The sequence below is a fragment of the Xenorhabdus sp. PR6a genome, assembly GCF_028599065.1.
Classification (GTDB): domain Bacteria; phylum Pseudomonadota; class Gammaproteobacteria; order Enterobacterales; family Enterobacteriaceae; genus Xenorhabdus; species Xenorhabdus doucetiae.
This window is the reverse complement of the sequence record NZ_JAQRFJ010000045.1, coordinates 14,599-31,789: the sequence shown is the minus strand read 5'-3', so window position 1 is coordinate 31,789 and position 17,191 is coordinate 14,599. Positions and strand designations below refer to the sequence as shown.

Sequence of the window (17,191 nt, the reverse complement as noted above, 5' to 3'; positions counted from 1 at the left end):
AGTGATTACGGTGGCAAATGTGAAAAAGGCCACATTAAGCAGCCTTGTCATATTTATTTTGAGAAATTATTGGGTTATTGCTCTATCTTACAATTAAGTAGAAGCAAGCCCTTAACCAAACCAGTCTGCTACTTTTTTCGTCATCCCTGTAAGGTTTTCGAAATGCTTAGCATTGGTAGAAGTAACATGATAATCCTTGAAGCATTTGAACATTTCTTCTTCCCAATTTACCTCTACCCCAGCTTCCAACATCCATTCATCATAACCATAGGATGGCTTTGGATTATCAGCATTGACAATCAAGGAGTTCAATAACGGATAACCATTATCATAGCAAAAATGCCCTAAACAACCTGCATACTTTCCCACAGTTCCACGATCAAGGCCAAAAATCCCCTGTAATTCATAATAAGGGATTAGTCTCTTATGGCGAGCTGCATTAATCATATAACGTAAAAAAATATTTAATATTTTCGGATCAACAATACCACTGTACACGAGTTACTTCCCTATATTTCAATGAGAACAACATTAAAATATAATCAACTATTCTTATCAATCGTAATTTATCATTTTGAACACATAACCTTATTTATCTCTTGTTCAGTTTGACGAAAACGTTCCTCTTCCAGCTCAACCCCCAATACACGACGATTGAGTTTCAACGCGGCTTTCAGTGTCGCACCGGAACCCATAAAGAAATCTGCTACCACATCCCCTTCCCGGCTGCTGGACTGGATAATATGTGCCATTAAATCAGCAGGCTTTTCGCAAGGGTGCTTGCCCGGATAATACTGAACAGGCGTAAAATGCCAAACATCAGTATAAGGCACTGCTGCCGTGACTGAGAACGAACGGCGCATCAAACCATATTCCTGCCGCAATTCGTCATATTGGCGCGACAGGGTTAAATGAGATCCCACCAGTTCAGAATAAGGGGTGTTCAATTCACCACGCTGGCGCTTTTCATTAGCAATACGGTCAAACAGTACCTGTAACTTTTGGTAGTCGGTTTCATTGGGTAACTGCCACTGGCTGTCGCTGAACCAGTGACTGGCCATTTGCTTCCCGGTGACGGCGTGAATGTCTTTTGCCGTGATGCCTAACGCTTTTCGGGCATCACGAAAATAATCGACCAGCGGTTTAAATACCGACTGTTTGAGTTTCTGACATTGTTTGAAATAGCCATCGCCTTTCGGGTGATAGGGGCCTTGGTAATGTTCGGCAAAAATAATACGTTCAGTCGCCGGGAAATACATGCGCAGGCTTTCTTTATTCTGCCTGCGCCACGGGCCGGACGGTTTTGCCCAGATAATATGGTTCAGCACGTTAAACCGTTCCCGTACCAGCAGTTCGGTATCAGAGGCCAGACGCGAACCACAAAACATATACAGGCTGCCGTTGGGTTTCAGTACCCGCCAGAACTCGGCAAGCAGTTCATCCAGCCATGCAAGGTATGCCGTGACATCTGCCCACTGGTTATCCCAGCTACAGTCTTTCACGCGAAAGTACGGCGGGTCAGTGGCGATTAAGTCGATGCAGTTATCCGGCAGGGTTTTGATAAATTTCAGCGAGTCGTCGTTAATCAATGTGATACGGTTTAAATTCACAATAGTTTTCCATAAATCGACGCTGACTGGCTCTCAGGAAAGCCACGGTGAAAAGCGTCAACCTTTCACCGTTTAAGACACCATCCTATTAAGGGCAACGCTTGAAAAGCGTGTCATCGTCCCGGCTCTCCATTAAACCCGCCAGACGAAATTGCGTTAACAGTAATTGGCAACGGGGTTCAGGTAGCCCCGTCAGGGTAGAAACATCGGCAACCGAGACCCAATCATGCGGGGGAAGGGTTTCTAAAACGCAGGAAGCTGTTGTTGTCATATCTTCATGTTTTAGCATGATAATTTCAAACCTCTGGTGAATTTTTGTGCGTGAACACACATGTAACTCTGACCAGGAACAACAGCAAGTCTTATGTTTATTTCAGGCATAAAAAAACCCCGCATTAGCGAGGCCTGATAAATCGGTCTATTCGGTGACATTGCAATCACGTTTATCACAATATACTGACTTTTGTCATTACGCAACCGCTTTAACCATTTCTTTTCGCACGCCTTTATTCATTTCCAACGTCACCCCGGAGGCCACCAGAATGCCTTCGATAAATCCTTCCGCCACCTGTACCCGTTTGGTCACTTCGTTATGGGAAATTCCTAAGTGGTCACTCATTGACCGCAATGCGAACCCTTTAATATAGTGCAGCACAATGAGTTGGAATAAATAAGGATCGTGTTGTTTCAGCCGCAGCACTGCGGCATCCAGCGCCATACCGTCATCATCACAACACAGGGAACGCTTTCTCCGGTTATTGGGTAGCAGCCCCTTAAACCCGGCGGCAATGGAAGACCACTCCACCGGGCTTTTGCCCTCACAGACCCATGCCCCCCATCGGTTGAGGATCATTCGCATATCACGCATTTATATACTCTCTCACCCACATTAATTTTCTGTGACATTCTGCCCCTTCCACACCTCGTCATACTCAGACGCCGGCATATTGGCAATATAGTGATAAGGATCTGCCTGTTCCTGGGGCAAAAACTGATGGGATTTTTTGTCCCGGTAAAGCCCGATACCCCCTCCCAACCATTGCCGTTTCGCTGTTTCTCAATCAGTATCATGGCGGCCGGGCCGGCCAGTTTTTCCCGTTCCTTATCCGTTAACATTGCCCCGGTTTCCTGCTTTTGCAGTACACGCTCACGGGCTTTATTACGCCAGATAATCATCAGGTTGTCGGTCAGGTCAGTAATCGCCCCGGTACCTTTGACATCCATCTTCCCGGTCGGTCTCTCTTCACTGTCACCTTTCCGGCTGTGTGTCACCAAAATAACATGGCTGCGGGTGCGGTTTTTGAAGTCACACAAGGCATCCACAAAGGCTTTCTGTCCGTTGTAATCATCTTCCCCGATACCGCATTTCATCAGGCTGTCTATAACAAACAGCTGAATGCCGTAACGACGCTGCGCATAGTTAAAGATGTCAATCACCCTCGCGGCTTTTGCCGTCCCCGTTAGGCCAAATACCCACAGCCGGTCATCGTAAAATTGAAATGCCGATTCGATTTCTATCACAGGCGGCCTTTCCGAACAGGTTGCTTGCTGGGTCAGGCGCTTAAGCAACTGCCCCGGTTTCAGCTCGAAGGAGGCCACACAAGCCCGTATTCCCTGCCCCATCGCTTCACACAGCAGATGCCCTAAAATCTCACTTTTCCCATGCCCGTTAACGCCATTGAGCACCGTGAGTTCTGACTCGCGGAAACTGAAATTAAGATTCAACATTTCCCACGGTGTTTTGAACAGGTATTGTTCCTGACCGTAGAAAGCATCAATAGTGTCCTGATAAAACTCTCTGGCACTGCACAACTCTTCCGGGTCAAAAAAGGCCGCAGTTTCAAGGCAACGGACCACGTCATCCTGTGTCATACCCGCCTGTAAGCACGCATTAATATCCTTGTACGGCAACCTGACTAACCGGCAGCGATACTCCCCCAATCGGTTGGCAATCTCTTTTGCGGCTTCCCGTCCCACGTCGTCGTTGTCCATTGAGATCCAAATTTCCTCGAAGCGATCAAGGTTGTGGTATTCAAACTCAATCCACTGCTGCTTGGCACCCTTACCGCCCCCGAACGGCACAGACAGGGCAGGCAACCCGTACTGGTGATAACTCATGCAGTCGATCTCCCCTTCACACAAAATGAGCAGCCGGACGTGATTGGGTATGGCCTGCCAGCCAAACAGACAGGGTTCACACCGGGATTCAGCCATAATCACTTTCTTGCCATTGGGACGCTCAGTACTGATGCGCTTGACTTGCAATAACTCCCCGTTCCGTTTGTAGGGAAACGCAATGGCAGGCAATGCCCTGTTTTCAGCATGAAACCAGACGCTGGCATCACCGATCTCAAAAGCCTCCGCCGTCTGGCGGGTGATCCCCCGGCTTTCCAAATAGGCATAACACAAGTTGGGTTTGAAGATATGTTTCGCTAACATGTTGCGATCTGGCCGGACAAAGTTTTTTTTCTGCTTAGCGGCGAAGTGGTGATCGTCATCGGCAATCCCCAGAAACTGTTTTGCCTCCGTCATGGCCTGATGCAGGCCACAGTCACGCACCCGCACCCATAAATCCAGCAAATCACCGCCGGTTCCTTCGGCAAAGTCGGACCATACTTTCTTGCCTGACAGGTTAATCTTAAGGCTTTTCCCCGCTTCGCCATTGACCGATCCCACTACCCATTCATGCCCTTCCCTGCGCCCGTTAGGAAGCAGGTATTTTGTTACACGCGTTACACTGCCCCAGAGTTTTTCCGACAGTTCTTTTGGTGTCATGGTGCCATTCCCTTTAACTTGCTGAATCCCGAGCAAATTGTCAACCTTGTTATCTCAATCATCGTTCAATGTAGTAATAGTCCCCGTACTTCTGAATGGGGGAATGATCCGGACTCTGATTTTTTTGTGATTCCCTTTGATATGTTTTGGCGTTACGCAACCAAGTGTTCAATGCCCGCCCCCAATCCACAAACCGGGTGCCTTTGCTGGCATGATGGTCAGCAAATTTTAAAAATTCTTCCCGCAGGTTCACGCCCAGCGCATTGGCCAGCGCTTGATGCTGCGCTGTTGGGAAAAAATTGTCTGGCAAGGGGTGTTTGTTTTCCGTTTTTCGTGGCGGTTTCTCGCTGACATCTATAACAGGTTCTTTGACTGGTTCAAAAGAGTGACTGGTTCTGGTGCCAGCTGGCGGCATAGGGGGTATATCACCTGACGGCACAGGGGTGCCAACAGGTGGCATATGTCTGTTTTCTGGCGGCACAGGGGGTGTGCTTTTTGGTGGCACAGGGGCAACCGATAAATTCAGGTAATAGACATTCGAGGCATTCCCCTTACCGTTATGGTTACCCAGCCTGTTTTCCTTGATAAGCAGCCCCATCTCAATCAACGCGTCAATGTGACTTCTCACCGCACTCTTACTGCATTCGCAATGATCTGCAATATGCTGGTATGAAGGCCAGCACTCGCCTTTGTCGTTTGCATTATCCGCTAATTTGATAAGCACCAGTTTTCTCAGGGGATTTCCTACCCTGATACTCATTGCTTTCGCCATCAGACTCATACTCATGCTGTTTTCCCCCGTTACAGTACGCTAAACAACATCCACATGTTCAATGTTCATATCGGATTCATCCAAAACGCCATGCCTCATCAACCACCGGCGGGAATTTATTCATGATCTTTGGCTTCAGGCGGCGGGAAAACTTTAGGCAGATCAGGACGCAGTTCATGAGCCTGGACTGTCCCGTTCGAAAAAACCACAATATCGGCTACCAACGACACCGAAACCCGTTTTTTTCCGTATAACCATGCGCTAATGAGAGATTGTCTGCACCCAAGAACCTGAGCCAGCTTTGTTTGGCTGCCTGCGATTGTTATAACTTTTTTTATCACGCTGTTTTTCATTAATGCCTTCTCCAACACTACAGCAATAACACTATCACCATAGATCACAATAAATCACTATTGGTGTGTTTGTAAAGGTATCACTTTAGAGATAGAATGAGAAGCAGATGTTCCAAGACCGGAGTTCTTGGACTATATACCCTGTATTTCACGTAAATGTGGGAATAACAATCACGGTTCGCTGGTGTCTTTACCCAAGCTCACTGGCTCCCCGTAAGGGCGGGGATAACTCACAGACAGTTAGAGCCAATAATCCTTTTTAAATAGTTTCCTCATCGGTACAGAGATTGAACTGAAGAGATAAATTGATTTGCTCTCTGTAAATACGAAGGTAAACACTCATGAGGCACTTATGACTCTTGCTGATAGATTAAAAGAAGCCATGGCAGATAAAGGGGTTACCCAATCCGCCCTTGCCGAAAAAGCCGGCATGGCTCAATCCATGATATGGAAATTACTCTCCGGGAAAGCCGCCAAAACAGGTAAACTCGTTGATTTGGCCAAGGCGCTTGGCGTACGCCCGGAATGGCTCAGTGATGGCAGTGGTAATAAATATCAAACTGATAATGCGGATTTTGCTGTCAGGCATGACAACCGTTATGTGCCTGTAAAAATTTATGAAGGAGAACAAGGAACCCATGAATCCTTCATGGTTCCTGTTCTTTCTGAATTGCAAGCCCATTTTGATACATGCCGAGCTTATCGTATCACCCAAAATACAGGTTGCGCTGAAGCGCCGGAAGGGACTTTAATCGTTGTTGATAAAGATGAAGAAATGGCCAATGATGATTTAGTTTATGCCCGTATAGGAAATCATTATTCAGTTTATCGTTATAAACAAGGTGGTTCTGTCGGCTTTTTGTCTGTTGACGATACGCGCATCCCATTGATAACCGTCTCGCCTGACATTGAAATCGTCGGTGTTATTGTCTATTTATTTCGTGACATGAAACGAAGACGATAATTTTTTCCCCAATCTTTGCTACATAACTTCCCAGTTTCATACGAAATATTTCCCAATCATTCTTCTCTTTACGCCAAGACACTGTTTTTTAATACAGTGTCTTGGGTGTTACTGAAATTATTGTGATTATCAAGCCAAAAAACAATTTAGACACTATCAAATTAAAATCATTTAATATCAATAAGATAATTAAATAAATCCGATTTTTATCACTATAAGCATGGATCTGAGAGAACTTAAGTGATAATGCTAGCCGCGTCAAAGTGATAGGAATAATCACTAAAAGATTATGAGAGAGGATTTATGAGTACCTTTATTTCTGACACCATCGAGAAACCGGCTACAAAACAAAAAAATACCATAAACATTAAATGTATTATTGCAAATATCGCGCAAGCAAACACCCTGTATTCAGGAACAACATGTACTACCTTTTGGACAAACTCGTGCCTGAATTCATATAATAAATACAAAAATCAGAATGACAGCATGGGTGGAAAAAATAAAAATGAATTTAAATATCATATACTGACTACATATTTGGTCAACCAAACACATACAGAACCTGTTCCTTGCTATAATTTAGAACCGATTGTCGATTACGGTTATGCGCTCTATAAGCGGAGAGGACGATATATGCATTTAATTGATATGATTCCTCTGATTAAAGCAGACAAAAAACATTGTCAGCTATAAAAATAGCCACACAATAAAACGACTATAAATAAAATCTATAAATTTCAATAAATATTAAAATTTAATGGCAGCGCCTGCACTGGGGAATGTTTCACTCTAAATTCAGAATGATTACGCACAAGTAGAGAACACGAAAGAAGTCTGTTATATGGAGACTGCAAATAAAGTGACTCAAATGGAGCCAGAAAAAATATCATCTTACATCTTTATATTGGGAACAAACAAAACACTGAGCAATGCCTATCAGTAATCAAAACAACAAGAGATACGCCCTGCTGGTACTGCCGATAGCCCGATCACAAGCAAGGGAGTTTTGAAAAATGGCTATCAGAGAGGGAGGCAAGCCATGGCGATAAGATACATTAAGCGTGAAGAGATGCAACGACTCACAGGAAAAAGCAAAACAACCCTTTGGAGAATGTACGCAAAAAGAAATGAGTTTCCTAAACCAGATAAGACTGCTGGTGGAACATTTCTAGGATGGCCTGAAGAGGTCTATGAGGCTTGGGTGAGAGAGAAGAAGTAGCGATAACTTGACCCGTTACCTTGACGGGTTTTTCATTTTTCACTGTAACTTATTGATTTTAAATGGTACGCCCTACAGGATTCGAACCTGTGACCTACGGCTTAGAAGGCCGTTGCTCTATCCAGCTGAGCTAAGGGCGCATTATGGTGTGTAAATAAGAAACATCATTAATGCGTTGATGTAGCACCGGATTATACGGGCATAATGGCGCGAGTCAATGCCCTTTGCGCTCGTATGCTCATTTTATGATTATCAATAAAACTGACAGGCGGTTCATGTTCTGACAAAATAGCCCCCATTCCTATATTTGATAGTGGAATCTTAAATACATGTCAGCAAAAATTATTGATGGGAAAACGATTGCGCAGACAATCAGAAGCGAAGTTGCAGAAAAAGTCAGGCAGCGTGTTGCCGCCGGAAAACGAGCGCCAGGTCTTGCAGTTGTTTTGGTGGGAGAAAACCCTGCTTCTCAAATTTATGTCGCCAGCAAACGCCGCGCTTGTGAAGACGTCGGGTTTATGTCCCGCTCTTATGACCTGCCTGATACGACCAGCGAAGCTGAGTTACTCTCTCTGATAGATGACCTGAACGCCGATGCGCAAATCGATGGTATTTTAGTTCAACTCCCTTTACCTGCCGGCATTGATAATGTCAAAGTACTGGAACGCATTCGTCCCGATAAGGATGTGGATGGCTTCCACCCTTATAATATCGGCCGCCTGTGTCAACGCGCCCCAAGATTGCGCCCTTGTACTCCCCGTGGGATTGTGACCCTGCTTGAACGCTGCAATATCAATACCTATGGGCTGAATGCAGTGATTATCGGTGCCTCCAATATTGTTGGCCGCCCGATGAGCCTTGAATTGCTGTTGGCAGGTTGTACAACGACGGTCACGCATCGTTTTACCAAAAACTTACGCCAGCATGTGGAACAGGCTGATTTACTGGTTGTTGCTGTCGGTAAGCCGAATTTTATTCCTGGCGAGTGGATTAAGCCTGGCGCAATCGTGATTGATGTCGGCATCAACCGGCTGGAAAATGGCAAAGTCATTGGTGATGTGGATTTCGATAAAGCGTCTGAACGCGCAAGTTGGATCTCCCCGGTGCCCGGTGGTGTCGGCCCAATGACCGTTGCAACTTTGATTCAAAATACCTTGCAAGCCTGCGAGGAATATCATGATGTAGATACAACTGAAGGTTATTGATGGAAATTTTTTATTTAGACGGCCACCCTTACGTCGAATTGTGTGATTTGCTCAAGTTTCAGGGATGGTGTGAAAGTGGGGCAGCGGCGAAAACGGTGATTGCAGAAGGTTTGGTGCAGGTTGATCATCAACCCGAAACCCGTAAACGTTGCAAAATTATCGCCGGTAAAGTTGTAACGTTTAATGGTGATTCCGTTCGCGTTGAAGAATAAATTAGCGGGTAAACATAACCACTAATCCTTTTCGAAAAGACAGCATCTTATGTATTTATATATGTATGGTGCTGTCTTTTTATTTTACAAATAGAAACTCATTATTTTTTATCAACAAATTGGGGATCTCTTTATCCGGTTTTATCCGCAGAACCTGTGACATTGACGATATATTGAGAAACAATCCTGTCCGTCATGTTTTGATTTTCTAATAAGTTGCTATACTGGGGAACTTATGTACAACTGAAACGGAGTTAATTATGTTAAGTAATAGAGCTGCAAGAAGGTTGTTAGGTTTGCCTTATAAATTAAGTCATTCTAAACGCAGAGTGACAATTTCTCTTCTCAATCTTGCTTCCAGTGATAGCACACATCAAGTCCCTGAGCCTCTAAGTCATTCTTCTTTTGTTGCCATGAAACGGGACGCGGTTTCTGGCAAAGTTACGTATCACGCTGGAAATGCTTTCTATCCTGAGCATACAAAGACTCATCAATAAATCGGTGAAAGCGTAAATGCGATAGAAACTGAACCGCCCATCTCAGGGGCGGTTTTGGATATAACAACGTCAGCAAAGCAAAAAGCGATTATTTACGACGCCATGTTGTACCTTGTGGGCCATCTTCCAACTCAATGCCCATTTCATTCAACTGGTCACGTGCCGCATCAGCCAATGCCCACTCTTTATTTTTACGCGCATCGTTACGCTGTTTAATCAGCGCTTCGATTTGAGCCACATCGTCTTCCGCCGCCTGTGCCCCGCCTTGCAAAAAGTGTTCTGGATCTTGTTCCAGCAGACCGAGAATTCCCGCCAAGTTACGCAGTTCGGCCGCCAGACCGTTAGCCGCAGCCATGTCTTCTGTTTTCAGGCGATTAAGCTCACGCGCCATATCAAACAAGACTGAATACGCTTCCGGTGTGTTGAAATCATCATTCATGGCTGCAACGAAACGGGCGGTGAATGCTTCTCCGCCCGCAGGTTGCACCGATTTATCCGTTCCACGCAGGGAAGTATACAGACGCTCAAGGGATGTCCGCGCCTGTTTCAGGTTCTCTTCTGTGTAATTCAACTGGCTGCGATAGTGGCCGGATAATAAGAAATAACGCACAGTCTCAGCATCGTAATATTCCAGCACGTCACGGATGGTGAAGAAGTTGTTCAATGACTTGGACATCTTCTCTTTATCCACCATCACCATGCCGGAGTGCATCCAATAATTGACGTAAGGGCCGTCATGCGCGCAGGTTGATTGAGCAATCTCATTTTCATGATGCGGGAACATCAAATCAGAACCGCCACCGTGGATATCAAAGTGGTGACCCAGCGTCTTGCCGTTCATGGCGGAACATTCAATATGCCAACCCGGACGGCCTGCTCCCCACGGAGATTCCCAGCTAGGTTCACCCGGTTTGGACATTTTCCATAAAACAAAATCCATTGGGTTACGTTTGACATCGGCCACTTCAACACGGGCGCCAGCCTGCAATTGTTCCAAATCCTGGCGGGAAAGCAGGCCATAATCAGGATTAGTCTCAATGGAGAACATCACATCGCCATTAGTGGCAACATAAGCGTGCCCGCGTTCAATCAGTTCTTCTGTGATCTCAATGATCTCTGGGATATGTTGTGTTGCATGAGGCTCTAAATCTGGACGCAGGATATTCAAGGCATCAAAGTCGCTGTGCATTTCCGCCAACATGCGGGCGGTCAAATCGTCACAACTTTCATTATTTTCGATCGCGCGCTTGATAATTTTGTCATCCACGTCAGTCACGTTACGGACGTAGGTCAAATCGTATCCCAAATAACGCAGGTAACGCGCAATCGCGTCAAATGCCACAAATGTTCTGCCATGACCGATATGACACAAGTCATAAATGGTAATGCCACACACGTACATGCCCACTTTTCCTTCGTGAATCGGCTTAAATTCTTCTTTTTGACGGCTGAGAGTGTTGAAAATTTTTAGCATCAGTGGGTTTTCCGTAAAAATTAATGTACGTGTAATATAATTAAGTGAATTGGCTGATTATAGGCTTTTTATCAGCAATATAAATAGAAGCCAGATGCGGTATTTCACCTTGATATGCCCGGCTTTGCAAGTGCCGTTGACCGCCCTGCCCTGATACCGCCCAGAGTACTGACTCAAAACCTGAGATATGATATAACAGCGGTTGTTCCGAACCCCCTAAATACAGGGTCATTCAAAACTATTATTGGGATTTTTATTATGGTGACTTTCCACACCAATTTTGGCGATATCGTAATCAAGACATTCGCTGATAAAGCGCCGGTAACGGTTGAAAACTTCTTGGGTTATTGCTCGGAAGGTTTTTATGACAACACCATTTTTCACCGTGTTATCAATGGCTTCATGATCCAAGGCGGTGGCTTTGAACCGGGCATGAAACAGAAGATCACGAAAGACCCAATCAAAAACGAAGCCAACAATGGCCTGAAAAACAGCCGTGGCACCCTCGCGATGGCACGTACCAATGATCCGCACTCTGCCACTGCCCAATTCTTCATTAATGTGGTCGATAACGATTTCCTGAACTTCCGTTCAGAGCGCCCGGACGGATGGGGTTATTGCGTATTTGCCGAAGTCGTTGAAGGCATGGACGTGGTTGATAAAATCAAAGGTGTTTCCACTGGCCGCAGCGGTATGCACCAGGATGTACCACATGAAGATGTGATCATTGAACGTGTCACTGTTAGCGAATAAAGACCATTTTAGCAGTTAATCGAAATAGTTAATCGCAACATGAGTACACTGTTTATTGCAGATTTACACCTCAGTGAACAAGAACCGGCAATTACTGCCGGTTTTCTGCGTTTTTTACGTGAGGATGCCATTCACGCTGAGAGTCTTTATATCCTCGGTGATTTTTTTGATTACTGGATTGGTGATGATGACCCCAACCCATTGCACACCAAAATCGCCCAAGCCCTTAGTGAACTGAAACAAAAAGGGATTGCCTGTTATTTTATTCATGGCAATCGTGATTTTTTGCTGGGTTCCCGTTTTGCCAGCGAGAGCGGCCTAATCCTGCTTCCACAGGAAAAGGTGCTGGAATTGTATGGCAAACGTATTCTGATCCTGCATGGCGATACGCTGTGCACCGATGATATCGGCTATCAGCAATATCGTCAGCGCGTCCATACACCGTGGATACAACGGCTATTTCTGCTTCTCCCTCTGTTTATCCGTTTGAAAATTGCCGCCAAAATGCGGGCAGGCAGCCAATACGCCAACAGTCAAAAATCCGAATCGATTATGGATGTCAATCAAGCGGCTGTTATCGCGTATTTTAAAAGATATCAGGCAGATTGGATCATTCACGGGCACACTCACCGCCCGGCAATACATGATATGCAACTTGATGATAAAACCGTACATCGCGGTGTTTTGGGGGCATGGCATGAGCAAGGTTCGATGTTTAAAGTCACAGAAACAGCCATTGAATTGATCTCCTTCCCTTTCTAAACGCCTTTATTTATTTTAGAAAAATCGACAAATCAAATGACGCAAACGTTTTCCTTGTGCAATTAGCGTGATATGATCCGCCGTCTGAAATTTCCTCTTTGTTCTGGTAGATACCCAATACAGGAGCATCTGATTTATGACTTCCCCAACAGAAATAGAGGCCAAAATTGCTATTGTCATGGGTTCTAAAAGCGATTGGGCAACCCTGCAACATGCCGCCGATATTTTGACCTCCCTTGCGATCCCTTTTCATGTTGAAATTGTTTCGGCACACCGAACGCCCGATAAACTGTTTCGTTTTGCCGAGCAAGCCAAGGAAAACGGTTTTGATGTGATTATCGCGGGTGCCGGTGGTGCGGCGCATTTACCGGGGATGCTGGCAGCCAAAACCTTGGTGCCTGTGTTTGGGGTTCCAGTACAAAGCGCCGCGCTTAGCGGTGTTGACAGCCTGTATTCCATCGTCCAAATGCCAACGGGCATCCCCGTTGGCACACTGGCTATCGGCAAGGCAGGCGCAGCAAATGCCGCATTATTGGCAGCCCAAGTGCTGGCTTTACATGACAATGCGCTGCTTCAACGTTTGTCGGATTGGCGCAGTGCACAAACACAGGCGGTTTTGGATAATCCAGATCCACGGGAGGAGGCATGAAACCCGTTTGTGTATTGGGAAATGGTCAGTTGGGCAGAATGCTGCGTCAAGCCGGCGAGCCATTGGGGATCGCGGTTTATCCCGTTGGATTGGATGCCGAGCCGGAAGCGGTGCCTTACCAGAGCAGCATTATCACCGCTGAAATTGAGCGCTGGCCCGAAACCGCATTAACCCGCGAACTGGCTCATCATAAGGCGTTTATCAATCGCGATATTTTTCCGCAACTGGCGGATCGCTTGCCGCAAAAGCAGCTTATGGATACGTTGGGATTGGCGACCGCACCGTGGCGATGGCTTTCCACGCCGGATCAATGGCCACAGCTATTTGCCGAATTAGGCGACTTTATCATTGTTAAACGCCGGACAGGCGGCTATGACGGGCGCGGTCAATGGCGTATCCGGCCGGGTGATGAAACCACCCTTCCACCTGAAATTTATGGTGGGGATGATGGTGGATGTTATGGTGAATGTATTGTCGAACAGGGCATTGCGTTTTCAGGGGAAGTCTCGCTGGTGGGGGCTCGTAATGCCAAAGGGGAATCCGTATTCTATACGCTGACTCACAATTTGCATCAGGACGGTATCTTACGTACCAGTGTTGCCTTGCCTGATGAGACTGCCGATATGCAGTTTCAACAAAAAGCAGAGAAGATGCTGTCCGCCATCATGAACCATCTGAACTATGTGGGTGTGATGGCGATGGAGTGTTTTATTGTTGGCGATGATTTGTTGATCAATGAATTGGCTCCGCGGGTTCACAATAGCGGTCACTGGACACAAAACGGCGCTTCTATCAGCCAGTTCGAACTGCATTTACGGGCGATTTTGAATCTCCCTATGCCACAACCCGAAATCTTCGCGCCATCCGTTATGATCAACCTGATCGGCACGGAAATAAATCCCGCATGGCTGAATCTGCCGCTGGTTCGTTTACACTGGTATGAAAAAGAAGTTCGACCGGTACGTAAGGTCGGTCACTTAAATGTGACGCATGCAGATAAGGCGACACTGCAAACGACATTACAAACGTTAGCCTCACTCTTGCCAACCGAATATCAAAGCAGCCTTAAATGGGCACAAGATAAATTAAGCTGAACAATTATCTTAGATAACCCGCTCAAGGAAGTGGTAACGATTAAAAATAACGACCACTTCCTATTCCAATTCGGTTAGAGATTATTGCATTCTTGATAGAGTGCGGGACAGTGTATCCACAAGGGTTCTTGTCGTCTGATCTATTTCATAATTGAGGAAATCACCGACTTTAATCTTGCTGAGATTCGTCATTCTTAACGTCTCAGGGATCAGGTGTAAAGCAATGGTCTTATTTTCTTCATTAATGCCGTTGATATCTGTATACATGATTGCCCTCTCCCCAGTGATGGAAATGTTTGGCGTTTAGCGATAGGCCGTTTATTCGATACAGCTTTTTCTCATAATCACATAAAATAATGCTGTTTTTAACAGGTTATATCCTTGATGGAGTCACAATGTCCCCTCAACACGACAAATTTGGGCGTACTTATCGGTGGTTTTTGCTGATACTTTTAGGCATGATCTATTTTCTGTCCACAGCAACAACCTTTACGTCATTGGGGGTTGTTCTGCCCAGTATGATTAATGAACTAGGTTGGAGTTGGACAAGTGCGGGTTTGGGGTTCACACTGCTTGGCCTGACCTGCGGGCTATCCAGTTTTTTGCCAACACTGTTTATTCGCAAAGTTGGCGTCCGTTTCACGCTATTTATCGGCCTGCTAATTTTTCTGGCGGGTTTCTACCATCTTTATCACACATACGCGATTTCATCCTATTTTATTGGTACGGCCTTAATGGGGATCGGTTTTACTTTTCTGGCGACAGTACCCGGCACTTATGTGATTTCACGGCTATATGAGAAGCAATCCCTTGCTTTTGGTTTCTACTTTACGATCGGCGGATTGGGGGGGGTCATTGGCCCGTGGATCTATTTTCTGGCAAGTCGTGTTTGGGGCACATGGCGAATGCACTGGATGATTTCTGCCATTATTCTCTCCATTTTCGTTATCCTGACGATGATCATCCTGCAAGAGGGAAAACGGGAAGTCGCCCACGCCAAGTCCGTCAATCAGGAACATAACCGTCAGGATACGCCCGGCATTTATCGCACCAGGCAACGCTGGACCGCACATCAAGCACTACGGACATGGCAGTTCTATGTGATTGCCGCAACTTACACCGCATTTTTATGGTGCGGCATTACGGTCAATAGTTTTGCGGTTGCCCATATTATCGAAAAGGGTTTCAGCGAAGCCATCGCCGCCGGGTTATTGAGTAGCATGGCTTTTATTAATGCGTTGTCCAGATTGGCCGGTGGCGCAGTGGGGGAATGGGTCGATCCAAAAAAATTACTGATTGTCAGCCTGACCATTATTATTGTGGGTTTGATTGCGCTGAGTAGCGCCTCATCATGGCCGTTCTTGATTGCGTTTACCGTATGTGTTGGGATGGGATATGGTATGACCTTCCTCGCATCCAGTGTCTTGCTGGCTAACTATTTTGGCCGCAAACCTTATCTGGAACTGTTTTCAGTCATGAACCTGATATCCACGCTGGCTTGTCTGGCACCTTTTTTTGCCGGTGCCATCAAGGATTATTCAGGAAGTTTCACCGCTGCGTTCCTGATTATTGCTGTCCCTGTATCACTTGTTCTTGTTGTAACATTAATGATGAAACCGCCGACTCATAAAATGAGAAAACAGGCGGTTGAAAATACCCAACTGAGTAAATAGGGTGAAAATGAACTGAAACAACCTACAAACAAGGAAATAGTGATGTCAAAGAAAGAATTCGGTGTATTTCTGCCCATCGCTAAAGGTGGGTGGATCATCTCCAAAAATACACCATTACTAGATGCGTCTTATAAACAAAACCGTGAAGCTGCTATTTTGGCCGATCAAATTGACCTTGATTTCATTATGTCTATGGGGAAATGGCGCGGATTTGGCGGTGAAACAGATCATTGGGGGTGCTCGCTCGAATCCGTCACCATGATGGCGGGTATTGCTGAAGTAACCCACCGTGCAAAATTAATCGCCACGGTTCATGCCGGACTGCATAATCCGGCGGTGACGGCCAAAATGATCGCCACGCTGGATCACATCAGTCAGGGGCGTGCGGGGCTGAATATTGTTTCCGGTTCATTCCGGGATGAGTTTGAACAAATGGGGGAATGGGATGGCAGTTTGGATCATGATCAGCGCTATGCCATGACGGAAGAGTGGACGCAGGTGATCAAACGGCTTTGGTGTGAAAAACAGGTCAATTATGAAGGGACTTATTTTCATTTAAAACAGTGCGTTTCTGAACCTAAACCTCTTTCCCTCCCGCGTCCTTATCTCGTTTGTGCCGGTCAATCCGAGCATGGCCTGCGTTTCAGTGTACGTCACGCTGATGTTTGTTTTATCGGCGGCAAGGATGTGGCAGAAACCCGCAATATCAGTTTAACCGCGAAACGTCTCGCCGCTGAGTACCACACAACAACCAAAACTTTCTGCATGTGCACGGTCATTTGCGCAGAAACAGATGCTTATGCTGAAACCCTTGCCCAGTTCTACCGTCAAGGTTTGGATGTAGAGGCCGTCAAAAATATGATGCGCAGCTTCGGCATTAATGTGAATGCTAAAAATGCAGATGGCAAAAGCAATGCGATGGTAGCACGTGCCCAAAACGCCTTTATGACCCATACCGCCATCGGAACGCCAGCAACCTGCTATAAGCAACTGGCTGATTTAATACGGACTTGTGAATTGGATGGTGTGATGTTGATTTTCCCCGATTATATACAGGGGTTAACGGTTTTTGGGGATCAGATCCTGCCTAAATTGAGAGAAGAATTTGCCTGATATTATCCAACCCGATCGCTGATAAACCTCGTTATCCTAAACGAGGTTTATCAGAACAGGGCA

At 45.9% G+C, this 17,191-nt stretch carries 20 protein-coding genes, 1 tRNA gene and 1 pseudogene; 12 read left to right on the top strand and 10 right to left on the bottom strand.

All coding sequences use genetic code 11. The annotated features are described in order from the left end of the window. Positions 1 to 111 precede the first annotated feature (111 nt). The 7 genes and pseudogenes from PSI15_RS12620 to PSI15_RS12590 all read right to left on the bottom strand — a co-directional run bounded on the left by PSI15_RS12620 (position 112) and on the right by PSI15_RS12590 (position 5,510). The gene (locus PSI15_RS12620; RefSeq protein ID WP_273583833.1) at positions 112 to 498 is read right to left on the bottom strand and encodes a hypothetical protein; all 387 of its coding nucleotides are present in this window, start codon (positions 496 to 498) and stop codon (positions 112 to 114) included. Positions 499 to 569: 71 nt separating this feature from the next. Continuing rightward, positions 570 to 1,610 (bottom strand): DNA-methyltransferase, encoded by a 1,041-nt coding sequence (locus PSI15_RS12615; protein WP_273583832.1) that lies wholly within the window; start codon positions 1,608 to 1,610, stop codon positions 570 to 572. A gap of 88 nt (positions 1,611 to 1,698) precedes the next feature. Continuing rightward, positions 1,699 to 1,899: a hypothetical protein gene (locus tag PSI15_RS12610; RefSeq protein ID WP_273583831.1), complete on the bottom strand. Its 201-nt coding sequence runs from the start codon at positions 1,897 to 1,899 to the stop codon at positions 1,699 to 1,701. Between the two features lie 180 nt (positions 1,900 to 2,079). Next, a complete protein-coding gene (locus PSI15_RS12605; protein ID WP_273583830.1) occupies positions 2,080 to 2,478 on the bottom strand; it encodes an antiterminator Q family protein in 399 nt (132 codons plus the stop codon). A gap of 21 nt (positions 2,479 to 2,499) precedes the next feature. Next, positions 2,500 to 4,385, bottom strand: a pseudogene (locus PSI15_RS12600) (toprim domain-containing protein). A gap of 58 nt (positions 4,386 to 4,443) precedes the next feature. Further along, positions 4,444 to 5,172: a helix-turn-helix domain-containing protein gene (locus tag PSI15_RS12595; RefSeq protein ID WP_273583829.1), complete on the bottom strand. Its 729-nt coding sequence runs from the start codon at positions 5,170 to 5,172 to the stop codon at positions 4,444 to 4,446. Between the two features lie 101 nt (positions 5,173 to 5,273). Next, positions 5,274 to 5,510 carry a transcriptional regulator gene (locus PSI15_RS12590; RefSeq protein WP_273583828.1) on the bottom strand — a complete coding sequence of 79 codons (237 nt, stop codon included), beginning with the start codon at positions 5,508 to 5,510 and terminating at the stop codon, positions 5,274 to 5,276. A 352-nt stretch (positions 5,511 to 5,862) separates the two neighbouring features. Here PSI15_RS12590 and PSI15_RS12585 point away from each other — a divergent pair, with 352 nt between their 5' ends. The 3 genes from PSI15_RS12585 (at position 5,863) to PSI15_RS12575 (ending at position 7,696) form a co-directional block, all read left to right on the top strand. Beyond that, a complete protein-coding gene (locus PSI15_RS12585) occupies positions 5,863 to 6,474 on the top strand; it encodes a helix-turn-helix domain-containing protein (protein ID WP_273583827.1) in 612 nt (203 codons plus the stop codon). Between the two features lie 303 nt (positions 6,475 to 6,777). Beyond that, positions 6,778 to 7,170, top strand: coding sequence for a hypothetical protein (locus tag PSI15_RS12580; RefSeq protein WP_273583826.1), 393 nt, complete (start codon positions 6,778 to 6,780; stop codon positions 7,168 to 7,170). Positions 7,171 to 7,516: 346 nt separating this feature from the next. Next, the gene (locus PSI15_RS12575; RefSeq protein ID WP_046335935.1) at positions 7,517 to 7,696 is read left to right on the top strand and encodes a helix-turn-helix transcriptional regulator; all 180 of its coding nucleotides are present in this window, start codon (positions 7,517 to 7,519) and stop codon (positions 7,694 to 7,696) included. A 63-nt stretch (positions 7,697 to 7,759) separates the two neighbouring features. On the opposite strand, the gene PSI15_RS12570 is transcribed toward PSI15_RS12575, so the two are convergent. Continuing rightward, positions 7,760 to 7,836 (bottom strand) — tRNA-Arg (locus PSI15_RS12570). Between the two features lie 189 nt (positions 7,837 to 8,025). Here PSI15_RS12570 and folD point away from each other — a divergent pair. The 3 genes from folD to sra all read left to right on the top strand — a co-directional run bounded on the left by folD (position 8,026) and on the right by sra (position 9,610). Next, positions 8,026 to 8,901, top strand: coding sequence for a bifunctional methylenetetrahydrofolate dehydrogenase/methenyltetrahydrofolate cyclohydrolase FolD (folD, locus tag PSI15_RS12565; protein WP_273583825.1), 876 nt, complete (start codon positions 8,026 to 8,028; stop codon positions 8,899 to 8,901). After that, positions 8,901 to 9,113 carry a ribosome-associated protein YbcJ gene (gene ybcJ / locus PSI15_RS12560; RefSeq protein ID WP_273583824.1) on the top strand — a complete coding sequence of 71 codons (213 nt, stop codon included), beginning with the start codon at positions 8,901 to 8,903 and terminating at the stop codon, positions 9,111 to 9,113. The genes folD and ybcJ overlap by 1 nt, the downstream gene beginning before the upstream one ends. 260 nt (positions 9,114 to 9,373) lie before the next feature. After that, complete coding sequence (sra, locus tag PSI15_RS12555) at positions 9,374 to 9,610, top strand: stationary-phase-induced ribosome-associated protein (RefSeq protein ID WP_071827242.1); 237 nt, start codon at positions 9,374 to 9,376, stop codon at positions 9,608 to 9,610. Positions 9,611 to 9,698: 88 nt separating this feature from the next. On the opposite strand, the gene cysS is transcribed toward sra, so the two are convergent. Beyond that, entirely contained in the window at positions 9,699 to 11,084 is a 1,386-nt protein-coding gene (gene cysS / locus PSI15_RS12550) for a cysteine--tRNA ligase (RefSeq protein WP_273583823.1), read from the bottom strand. 258 nt (positions 11,085 to 11,342) lie between these two features. Between cysS and ppiB the strand changes: the two genes are divergently transcribed. The 4 genes from ppiB to purK all read left to right on the top strand — a co-directional run bounded on the left by ppiB (position 11,343) and on the right by purK (position 14,342). Continuing rightward, positions 11,343 to 11,837, top strand: a complete 495-nt coding sequence (gene ppiB, locus PSI15_RS12545; RefSeq protein WP_045969044.1) for a peptidylprolyl isomerase B — start codon at positions 11,343 to 11,345, stop codon at positions 11,835 to 11,837. A gap of 39 nt (positions 11,838 to 11,876) precedes the next feature. After that, positions 11,877 to 12,599 carry a UDP-2,3-diacylglucosamine diphosphatase gene (gene lpxH, locus PSI15_RS12540; protein ID WP_273583822.1) on the top strand — a complete coding sequence of 241 codons (723 nt, stop codon included), beginning with the start codon at positions 11,877 to 11,879 and terminating at the stop codon, positions 12,597 to 12,599. Positions 12,600 to 12,735: 136 nt separating this feature from the next. Then, on the top strand, positions 12,736 to 13,248 hold the full coding sequence (gene purE, locus PSI15_RS12535; protein ID WP_273583821.1) for a 5-(carboxyamino)imidazole ribonucleotide mutase: 513 nt from the start codon (positions 12,736 to 12,738) through the stop codon (positions 13,246 to 13,248). Further along, the gene (purK, locus tag PSI15_RS12530) at positions 13,245 to 14,342 is read left to right on the top strand and encodes a 5-(carboxyamino)imidazole ribonucleotide synthase (protein ID WP_273583820.1); all 1,098 of its coding nucleotides are present in this window, start codon (positions 13,245 to 13,247) and stop codon (positions 14,340 to 14,342) included. Before purE ends, purK begins: the two co-directional genes overlap by 4 nt. Before the next feature lie 81 nt (positions 14,343 to 14,423). Here purK and PSI15_RS12525 read toward each other — a convergent pair whose 3' ends face one another. Continuing rightward, complete coding sequence (locus PSI15_RS12525; protein WP_273583819.1) at positions 14,424 to 14,609, bottom strand: hypothetical protein; 186 nt, start codon at positions 14,607 to 14,609, stop codon at positions 14,424 to 14,426. 128 nt (positions 14,610 to 14,737) lie between these two features. Between PSI15_RS12525 and PSI15_RS12520 the strand changes: the two genes are divergently transcribed. Continuing rightward, a complete protein-coding gene (locus PSI15_RS12520) occupies positions 14,738 to 16,015 on the top strand; it encodes an MFS transporter (RefSeq protein ID WP_273583818.1) in 1,278 nt (425 codons plus the stop codon). A gap of 42 nt (positions 16,016 to 16,057) precedes the next feature. Continuing rightward, the gene (locus PSI15_RS12515) at positions 16,058 to 17,128 is read left to right on the top strand and encodes an LLM class flavin-dependent oxidoreductase (protein WP_273583817.1); all 1,071 of its coding nucleotides are present in this window, start codon (positions 16,058 to 16,060) and stop codon (positions 17,126 to 17,128) included. The last annotated feature ends 63 nt before the right edge of the window (positions 17,129 to 17,191 follow it).

Coding starts and splice junctions, on each gene's coding strand:
- sra (WP_071827242.1), top strand. CDS start 9,374: ATGTTAAGTAATAGAGCTGCAAGAAGGTTGTTAGGTTTGCCTTATAAA.
- cysS (WP_273583823.1), bottom strand. CDS start 11,084: ATGCTAAAAATTTTCAACACTCTCAGCCGTCAAAAAGAAGAATTTAAG.
- PSI15_RS12585 (WP_273583827.1), top strand. CDS start 5,863: ATGACTCTTGCTGATAGATTAAAAGAAGCCATGGCAGATAAAGGGGTT.
- PSI15_RS12515 (WP_273583817.1), top strand. CDS start 16,058: ATGTCAAAGAAAGAATTCGGTGTATTTCTGCCCATCGCTAAAGGTGGG.
- PSI15_RS12520 (WP_273583818.1), top strand. CDS start 14,738: ATGTCCCCTCAACACGACAAATTTGGGCGTACTTATCGGTGGTTTTTG.
- PSI15_RS12590 (WP_273583828.1), bottom strand. CDS start 5,510: ATGAAAAACAGCGTGATAAAAAAAGTTATAACAATCGCAGGCAGCCAA.
- PSI15_RS12525 (WP_273583819.1), bottom strand. CDS start 14,609: ATGTATACAGATATCAACGGCATTAATGAAGAAAATAAGACCATTGCT.
- PSI15_RS12575 (WP_046335935.1), top strand. CDS start 7,517: ATGGCGATAAGATACATTAAGCGTGAAGAGATGCAACGACTCACAGGA.
- lpxH (WP_273583822.1), top strand. CDS start 11,877: ATGAGTACACTGTTTATTGCAGATTTACACCTCAGTGAACAAGAACCG.
- purE (WP_273583821.1), top strand. CDS start 12,736: ATGACTTCCCCAACAGAAATAGAGGCCAAAATTGCTATTGTCATGGGT.
- PSI15_RS12605 (WP_273583830.1), bottom strand. CDS start 2,478: ATGCGTGATATGCGAATGATCCTCAACCGATGGGGGGCATGGGTCTGT.
- ppiB (WP_045969044.1), top strand. CDS start 11,343: ATGGTGACTTTCCACACCAATTTTGGCGATATCGTAATCAAGACATTC.
- PSI15_RS12580 (WP_273583826.1), top strand. CDS start 6,778: ATGAGTACCTTTATTTCTGACACCATCGAGAAACCGGCTACAAAACAA.
- ybcJ (WP_273583824.1), top strand. CDS start 8,901: ATGGAAATTTTTTATTTAGACGGCCACCCTTACGTCGAATTGTGTGAT.
- purK (WP_273583820.1), top strand. CDS start 13,245: ATGAAACCCGTTTGTGTATTGGGAAATGGTCAGTTGGGCAGAATGCTG.
- folD (WP_273583825.1), top strand. CDS start 8,026: ATGTCAGCAAAAATTATTGATGGGAAAACGATTGCGCAGACAATCAGA.
- PSI15_RS12595 (WP_273583829.1), bottom strand. CDS start 5,172: ATGAGTATGAGTCTGATGGCGAAAGCAATGAGTATCAGGGTAGGAAAT.
- PSI15_RS12610 (WP_273583831.1), bottom strand. CDS start 1,899: ATGCTAAAACATGAAGATATGACAACAACAGCTTCCTGCGTTTTAGAA.